Source organism: Fusibacter bizertensis, assembly GCF_029914245.1.
Classification (GTDB): Bacteria; Bacillota; Clostridia; order Peptostreptococcales; family Acidaminobacteraceae; genus Fusibacter_C; species Fusibacter_C bizertensis.
Genome location: NZ_JARYZI010000045.1, coordinates 1 through 418, shown reverse-complemented (window position 1 = coordinate 418; position 418 = coordinate 1). Strand labels below are relative to the sequence as shown.

Annotated in this window: 1 protein-coding gene; it reads left to right on the top strand. The window is 44.7% G+C overall.

Annotated elements, in window-relative coordinates:
- The coding region (locus tag QE109_RS17645; RefSeq protein WP_281095852.1) for a biotin/lipoyl-containing protein at positions 1-339 on the top strand (339 nt) is incomplete at its 5' end.
- Positions 340-418 lie beyond the last annotated feature (79 nt).

The following is a 418-nucleotide window of genomic DNA, read 5'->3' as shown; positions in this document are numbered from 1 at the left end:
GTAGGCGGCGCGGTTTCTGCACCAGTAAGCAGACCAGCTCAAACAGCGGCACCAGCTCCAAGAGCAGCAGCACCAGCAGCACCACCAAAAGCGGCACCAAAAGCGGCGCCAGTAGCGGTAGGAGATGGAGAAGTTGTAGCATCACCAATGCCTGGTACAATATTAGACATCAAAGTTAAAGTAGGCGATACAGTAGCAAATGGCGCTGTACTAGTGATACTTGAAGCAATGAAAATGGAAAATGAAATCATGGCACCAGTTGCTGGAACTGTACAATCAATTTCAGTTACAAAAGGCGCATCAGTAAATTCAGGAGATGTATTAGTCGTTATCGGATAAGCGATAATGATTTATACGAAAGGAGATGCAAGATGCTTCAAACTGTAAAAGATTTTTACATGTCTACGGGCTTTGCTAA